General features: G+C 43.6%; 6 protein-coding genes and 1 rRNA gene. 3 read left to right on the top strand and 4 right to left on the bottom strand.

The features are described from left to right. Window positions 1-59: 59 nt before the first annotated feature. Window positions 60-177: ribosomal RNA gene (gene rrf / locus F6J94_RS09315) — 5S ribosomal RNA — on the top strand. A gap of 161 nt (window positions 178-338) precedes the next feature. Here the strand turns inward: rrf and F6J94_RS09310 are convergent. From F6J94_RS09310 to def, 4 genes are all read right to left on the bottom strand, one after another. Beyond that, window positions 339-1,118, bottom strand: coding sequence for a pentapeptide repeat-containing protein (locus F6J94_RS09310; RefSeq protein ID WP_293039339.1), 780 nt, complete (start codon window positions 1,116-1,118; stop codon window positions 339-341). A 148-nt stretch (window positions 1,119-1,266) separates the two neighbouring features. Continuing rightward, a complete protein-coding gene (locus F6J94_RS09305) occupies window positions 1,267-2,637 on the bottom strand; it encodes a PrsW family glutamic-type intramembrane protease (protein WP_293039336.1) in 1,371 nt (456 codons plus the stop codon). Between the two features lie 383 nt (window positions 2,638-3,020). Then, a complete protein-coding gene (locus F6J94_RS09300; RefSeq protein ID WP_198953978.1) occupies window positions 3,021-3,224 on the bottom strand; it encodes a hypothetical protein in 204 nt (67 codons plus the stop codon). A gap of 414 nt (window positions 3,225-3,638) precedes the next feature. Further along, window positions 3,639-4,202, bottom strand: a complete 564-nt coding sequence (gene def / locus F6J94_RS09295) for a peptide deformylase (protein ID WP_293039333.1) — start codon at window positions 4,200-4,202, stop codon at window positions 3,639-3,641. Between the two features lie 412 nt (window positions 4,203-4,614). Between def and F6J94_RS09290 the strand changes: the two genes are divergently transcribed. Next, window positions 4,615-5,526 (top strand): ABC transporter permease, encoded by a 912-nt coding sequence (locus tag F6J94_RS09290; RefSeq protein WP_293039329.1) that lies wholly within the window; start codon window positions 4,615-4,617, stop codon window positions 5,524-5,526. 124 nt (window positions 5,527-5,650) lie between these two features. Further along, window positions 5,651-6,505, top strand: coding sequence for a DUF3598 family protein (locus F6J94_RS09285; RefSeq protein WP_293039326.1), 855 nt, complete (start codon window positions 5,651-5,653; stop codon window positions 6,503-6,505). Window positions 6,506-7,062: the final 557 nt, after the last annotated feature.

Below are 7,062 nucleotides of genomic sequence, written 5' to 3'. Positions count from 1 at the left end.
AAGCAGAACGGGCAAAACGGGCAAGATGCCCATTCCACCTTAGATGCCCATTCTACCTTCCTGGTGCTTATAGCGCTACGGAACCACACCGACCCCATCCCGAACTCGGAGGTGAAACGTAGCTGCGTCGAAGATAGTTGGTGGGTAGCTGCCTGCTAAAATAGCTCAGTGCCAGGATAATTAATTTAGACTAAAACCTCCTTAGGTAATCTTGACCTGAGGAGGTTTTAGATTTTAGGAAATAGCGATAGTTCTAGGAAATAGGGATAGTTGTGCTTGGCCATCAGCCCACACCTAAAATTTAGCAACTTATTAAAATTTAGCCACTTAAAAGCCACTTAAAACGGAGAAAGAAATCTCAAGAGTATGCTCCCAACCGATGCCAAGGCATTGCCTAAATTAGAACCTCCTTGAGAGGTTGCAGAATTTTGGGCAATTTCTATCCCTTTAACCAAACTCTGTGACGCCTGGTATCCAGGAATATTTCCTTGTTCTTTAAACAGTTCACTAGCAATAGTGCCATCTTGGGTCGCTGCTGCTTCCTCTCCTAGTCGGAAACGAGCCATACCACGAGCCAAAAAAGCTGGAGCAAAGTCAGGCTTCATGCTCAAGGTTTTGTCGTAATACTCAATGGCAGTTTTATAGTTACCTCTTTTGGCTTCTACTACTCCCCACGCATAGAAATCTTCTGGGGTACCTGCATAATCTGGAATACCGATGGTTCCTTGTATATAAGCATTACTCAAGCTCACACCATACAATTGGGCATTAACTAAAAACGCTTCCCTCAGGTCAGTACTGAATAAGTTAGCACCAGCAAGATTAGCACCAGCAAGATTAGCACCATTGAGAGAAGCACCACTGAGATTGGCACCACTCAGGTCAGCTCCTGTCAAATTAGCACGGCTGAGATTAGCACGACTCAAGTCAGCCCCAGCGAGATTAGCACCCACTAAGTCAGCCATAATCAAACCTACCCTAGTTAAATCACACCCTTGACACTGTTTGGTTGAGAGTAACTGTTGAGTATGAGCTAGATTTTCAGCTTTAGCAATGGTGCTGAGGCTGGTCGTAGTTAGTAAAGCCGCACTGGTGAAAATTGTGAGTTTGATGTTCATGGAATTCATTGTTCTTCCAACAGCTGCTAATTATGAATTAGCAATTATGAATTATGAAGTGTAAATCCTAGTTGTGGTTAAAGTTTTTAGTTAACGTGATAGGCTAAACTTCTAAACTCCTTTAAACCTTAAACTTTCATAATTATCCCTAATTTTTAAAAAATTGGGTGGCGAAGTTTTGCGATCGCGTTGGTGACAGTGCCCTTGCTTTGAGAATTGCTGCTGTTAAAAAGACATAGGACACAACCCCAACTATTGCCAAGAGTATACTATTAACATATCCCATGGCATTCCACAAGGCATGCAGAGCAGAAGCATTCAGATAGCCAATGCCTATGATCTGCCAACGCTTACGGGGTTTGAGGACGCTTAACCCAATAAAATACCCGAAGTATCCACTATAAGCCATGTGTCCTGCCACTGAGCCAAGAACCCGAGGAATCAGCAACTGCAATCCTAACAGGTGACCGTCCAATTCAGTAGTTGGCAGTATCACATCGTCTATAATATTCGGCACATATTGCCCTAAGGTTTCTACCAAGGTAAATCCCACCCCTGATGCTGTCCCCAATAAAATTCCATCGAGGGGTTCCCAGACACCAATTCTTTCTCGCCAAGGGGTACGCAGCAACTGTCCCAAAGCATATAATCCCAGCACAGGTATAGCCTTGAGCAACTCTTCCATTAACCCAGCACCAAAAAACATCCGGATGAATAAAGTAGTCAAGTTGACAACTTCACCTAGTTGTGGTATATCGCCAGGTAAAATTCCTCGAAAAATATTGATAAATAGGGGCAGCAGCGGACTGATCAAGATTAAGCTGGTGGATAGAGTGCTACCCACCAGCACCCACCAAGGTTTAGGTTTGCCACAAAGTTGGTAAACAAAGTAATAGGCTAATCCTGCCAAGTAGGCAGCTAGCAACAGATTAAAAACTACTGGTTGACCAACTGCAGCAAACATTGATACGACAAAGAGTACAGTCACGATACCAGGAGCCAAAAAAGCTTTCTGATTTAAATCCCGTCCTGTTGAGAAGATGGGAAACAGTTGGGTAAAGGTGACATAATCAGTCTGAGGCTTTGGTATCTTGCTAATCGGTTTTAGGGGTTTTTCTATGGCAATAGTTTGGGATGGGATGGATGGTAAATTAAGGAATGTCGTTACCTCGCACTCAAAGATGAATTTTGGACCATCGTGACCCAACTCAATCCGATCCCCTGAGTGCAATTGCTGACAACCCTGCAAATATTCGCCATTGACATAGGTGCCATTCACACTATCAAGGTCACAAATTTCCCAGCGGGGACAGCCATTTTTTAGAGGGGTCAGAGGGCTAATTACCGCATGACGGCGCGATACGCTGACGTAGCGATAGGGATCTAAGGAAATTTTACAGCTAGGGTCACGTCCAATGACGTTATCCTCTAATTCAGAAAGGGGTAGTAGGGCGAGTATCTCTTTGTTATCACTAGTGGAAAGCTGGCGCAGAAATCCACTGTAAACTTGACCAGTCATTGCTACTTTGGTCGTTATTGGTTATTCACACTCCCCATGCTAATCCGGCAGGGGATTCTAGTTTCAAGAACGTTTCTTTCCTTTGCAGATCTCTCGATCAACACAGATATAGGAAACATCCACCCTGTCAGCCATGCAAAGCGCGAGTGGGGGTTTTCTTTCCCCAAGACCGCGCTGCATCGCTCGCATACTTCCCAAATGCCCAACGGTCGCCTTAGCAGAGGCTTTGGATTACTTTGGCTGCATTAACATCACCAGGATAGTCATCAGTTGTCCAATCATTTTTGTATATCCTTGGATCCTAATCACCCACGGTTTCCGATGGTTTCTAGCAAAGGAATTGCACCACCAAACGAATTTCACTACTATTTTTGAAAATATCATTAGCCCTTGATATTCGCCCTAGCATCAAGCACCGCTAGGTAGAAAGAGAGACCACCAATAGGAATACTAGCAGCGAGGATAATTCCAGTCACCAACTTACCTAACTCGGGGTCACCATAGGAAAGTTCAAAAATTGAACCCACAGCCGCAATCCCAGCCACACAGGCAATCATCAAAAATAGAGCACTTTTTGGAGTCATCATAAGCTTTTTTGTTAAAGATTATTATCAGAAATCATAAGATTGAAATTAGCTGTGGGCCAATCAATTAGACCTAACCTCTAAGTAATAGGTCATATTTAGTGCGTTTTAGTATTTCTCATGCTTGGGTGTTAGTTAATTAAGCATTGAAGATTGACAATTGCCAATTTTAAATTTATACCGATCCGATAAACCCTATTATAAGTGATTAACCGGACTTCATATCAAGTTTATAAGAGCAGTCACAGTTCAGGAAATTGTAGAAAGTTAAGGGAGTATAAATATTACTGTGACTATAGCAACTGTGACTATAGCAATCGTAATTGAAAATTGAACAAGAACAGGTTGTTATAGTCTTTTCCATCACCCTATGACGACCTCACCAGAGGTTGCACAAATAAAATCAGATTGGTATAGTTATTTAATTGGTTTCACCGCTTGGGGTGAGAATCCGTGCTTATTCAGTTCTTCAGTCAAGGCTAGACCATTTTGCACCCGATCAACAAACATCACTCCTTTAAGATGGTCTATCTCATGCTGAATGACGCGAGATAGTAATCCATTCGCCTTTAAGGTTCTAGGGCGTCCGTTCTCATCCTTGTAGGCTACTTCAATGTCGTCTGGACGGGTGACATCTAAATATACACCGGGGATGCTCAAACAACCTTCCTGGCCATCACACGGGGTGCTACCAAAACTCTTGATTTCTGGGTTAATTAACACCAGCGGTGGGTTATCTTGGTTATTAGGTTCACAGTCAACCACAATTATTTGCTTATTAATCCCGACCTGAGGGGCTGCCAAACCGATACCATCTGCACTGTACATGGTTTGCAGCATTTGCTCAGCTAATTTCCGGATGTTCTGGTCTACTTTAGCAACCCGCTTGGCAGGCTGACGCAGGACGCGATCGCCTAGATAATGAATTGTTAATGGTGGATTCTCTAATTTTTTCTTTTCAACGATAAGTTCAGCAGTCATGGGGTTATCGACTTGTGAGTCAGGCTATGGTTAGGGTTAGACTAGAGCTGCTAAGGGATTAGAACACTCAACATACACATTCTTCAACAGAGTGCCTAAGACAGAGTGCCTAAGTTGGTCTATTATTATAGTCTTGCCTCGCTTTCTTAGTTTATCATGCCCCACGCCCCAAGAGCCTTCGCGCTGCGGTGCGACAAGGCGCTGCCTGAACCTCCTCAAGGGAACGCACACCAAGAGAGGGGATGGGGAGCGCGTTGCAATGATTTGATTAACTCTCCCTGGTCGCCCATAGGTGGGTATTATGTCAAAATCGTACGTTTCAAGTGATTTCTTGGTATCCCACAATTCTTTTACGCTGGAAACTAGCAGCTCTATCGATTAGAACCCAAAAGTAACACCAAGTCAGGGACTGATGTTTAAATTTCTCACTCAACTGGATTACCTGCTGCGGGAAACTTTCTTAGGTCTACAACGTGGCGGCTGGATCAACTGGGCGGCGGTTAGCACGGTGACTGTCCTATTGTTTCTCTTTGGTATAAGCTGGCAAGCCTCCTGGCAGTTAGGTGGGCTACTCAATCAGTTGGGGAATCAACTAGAAGTAGCTGTTTATCTCGAACCAGGGGCTGAGGCAGAAATGGTCTTACCAGCAGTTCAGAAACTGCCCAAGGTGATGGCGGTTCAAACCATTTCCAAAGAAAAAGCTTGGGCATCCTTGGTTGAGGAACTGGGAATTTCGGAGATTGCAGCTGCTACGGAACAGTTGGAAGGGAATCCCCTAGTGGATGAACTGAAGGTAAAGGTAAGCAAACCAAAGGATGTGCTAATTCTTGCCCAGCAGTTGTCACAGTTGCCAGGAATAGATCAGGTGCAGTATATGGATCAGACTCTCAAACAAATGCGACAGCTTCATCATGGTTTAGGCTGGGTGAGTCTGATCATTACTACCATTCTCAGTCTGACCGCAGTGGCAGTTGTCACCACCACAATGCGCCTGATTGTGATCGCAAGACGCCGGGAAATTGAGATTATGCAGCTAGTTGGGGCAACCAGATCCTGGATTTATCTGCCGTTCATGTTGCAAGGAATTACTTTTGGTGTAGCTGGGGCAGTCCTAGCCTGGGTTTTGTTGATCGGTCTGCGGCAATTTCTGACTAATCTGCTAGCGACTGGACCTGATTTTATCGAATTTATCGCTACAGTGGTACCACCGGATCCACTTAAAATTATTGTGCTACCCTTACTGTTGTTGATTCTGGGGGGTTCAGTGGGTTTGCTCGGTAGCTGCCTAGCTGTTAGTCTCGAAAGCATCGCTATCGGGAAATGAGGTTACCAAAATTTGGTCTAATTCTGGTATTTTGTCAGTGGTTAGTGTCATGGCAAGTGGTTAGAGTAACAGAGGACTGATGACCAATGACTAATGACTCACAGCTAATAACTAAGGACTACTTATGCGATCGCAATGGGAATGTTTTTTGCAAAATCAAGGGAGTTGGCATGGTTCCTTTACCACATTCTCACCAAAAGGGCAACAGTTAAAAGATATTCCCTCTGTGCTCACCATAGAAGGACTCGACGATAACCAAAAAATTCGTTTGACTCTTCGCTATCTGCCACCTGAACAAGCTATATTCAACCGAGTTCTGGAATACACCCATGTAGATCGCTATCTTATGTTCTTTGACACTGGTGCGTTTTCCCAAGGCGCACTACAGTGGGCTCCTTATTCCGAATTTGGGGCAGAATTTGGCTTGATTGAGGGTAACCGTCGTCTGCGGATGGTGCAACTGTATAACAGGGAGAGTCAGCTGAAACAGTTGACCTTAATTCGAGAAAAACTGGCGGGTACGGATACACCAGAACGTCCACCATTAACCTTGGAACAGTTGCTCGGAGAGTGGCGTGGAGAGGCGGTAACGCTTTATTCTGATTTGCGTACGCCTAACATCTATCCTACTCACCTTAAACTTCAGCATCATGAAAGTAACCGCTTAGTACAACAACTCACATTTGGCACAGGAGAATCATTAGGTACCATCACCTCTAGCGCTAAGATTGATGGCTCAATTCTGTATTTTGACGAGGGTGCTGTTTCTACTCAAGTCTTATTATTGCCCGATGGGGCATCGTCTACTTGTCCAATAATGGTTAAGCCAGGTCATTCTTTCTTCCTAGAAGTAGGTTGGCTGTGGCAACCTAACCAACGTCAGCGGCTGATTCGCTCTTTTAACGATAAAGGGCAATGGGTTAGTCTTACTTTGGTAAGAGAGCACAAAGTATCTTCTGGGCCTTATATAAAAGGATAAAAGATGAAGTATCAAGCATGAAGTATCAAGGATAAAGTATCAAGCATGAAGTAGGTGGGCTTGTTTACAACCCAGTCAATCTGAATCGATATTATATACAGCGTTTTTAAAGGAGATGTGAAATTAGGATTGATGGATAAAGATAACTTCGGATCAGTAGGAAAGAAATACAAGTATTTTTTGATGTTATGAGCAATCAAAGATTTGGTTTGGAAATGCTATATAGCATTTTAATTTTAAATATAAACATAGCGGTGCGACCCAAGGGCGCGAGCAATCCCTCGCGCCCTTGGAGGCGCGCACCGTGGATTGATCTAACAAAGTGATGCAGCGCTATTCCCTATTCTAACTCAACTAGCCCTATAGCTTGTTTAACCTGTTAAGTGGTTAAAGTTGCGCCTACGTTTTTTTTGTTTCTATTCCACAGCGGTAACTACCAACTTACGTTAAAGTTGTAAATTTTTGTATCAAAATTCAAAATTATGGATTGAATATGAAATAAAAGTGGTATAATCCCCAGAAATTTCAGTCAGATCCAAAAAACTTGTTCAAATTTG

It is taken from the genome of Moorena sp. SIO1F2 (assembly GCF_010672755.1).
GTDB lineage: Bacteria > Cyanobacteriota > Cyanobacteriia > Cyanobacteriales > Coleofasciculaceae > Moorena.
This window is presented reverse-complemented; position numbering and strand designations above follow the sequence as displayed.